General features: G+C 45.0%; 1 pseudogene. It reads left to right on the forward strand.

From position 1 onward, the window contains the following. A pseudogene (locus tag R7R78_RS28570) lies at positions 1–228 on the forward strand (lytic transglycosylase F); the annotation flags it as partial. Positions 229–558 lie beyond the last annotated feature (330 nt).

A 558-nucleotide genomic window follows, 5' to 3' on the forward strand; every position in this document is an offset into this window, starting at 1 on the left:
GAGGCACGTAATTACGTTGAAAATATTCGACGCTACTACCAATCAATCATTGGGCATGTCAGTCAAAAGCCTTCCATTGATGAAGATACGGATGATCTACAAGTTATCCCACCACTAAATCCAGAGTTGCTTATTTCTGGTGCGGTGGAAACCACTGCAGAAGAAGTGTCTGGTGCCTCTGATGTCACCAATGAAGTCGATGAAGATTTAGACCAAGAAGAAGAATAAACACGCAAAAAAGACGAGTGTGAAGCTCGTCTTTTTTGTTGAGTCCAAGGTAGAACTTATCTAAAATCCGATGTTCCGAACCAGACCGGTCATCATAGTAAGTGCATACAAACGTGATTGGTCAACACCTTGCCGCAGCGTCCATACCCATTAATTGATGCCTGCGGAATAAATCGGTTCGGTTGGTTTCCCTCTCTCCTAATTTGAAGTGACTCCATCACTAGAATGTCATCCACAAGGCAAAGTAGATGCGGCCGTGCGCTGTATCGCGAGAGGGTGTTTGTAGTCTTGTCTGCAGGAGGTTCGGATATGAGAAGACGTAGAGTGCAG

It is taken from the genome of Vibrio sp. 2134-1 (genome assembly GCF_033339495.1).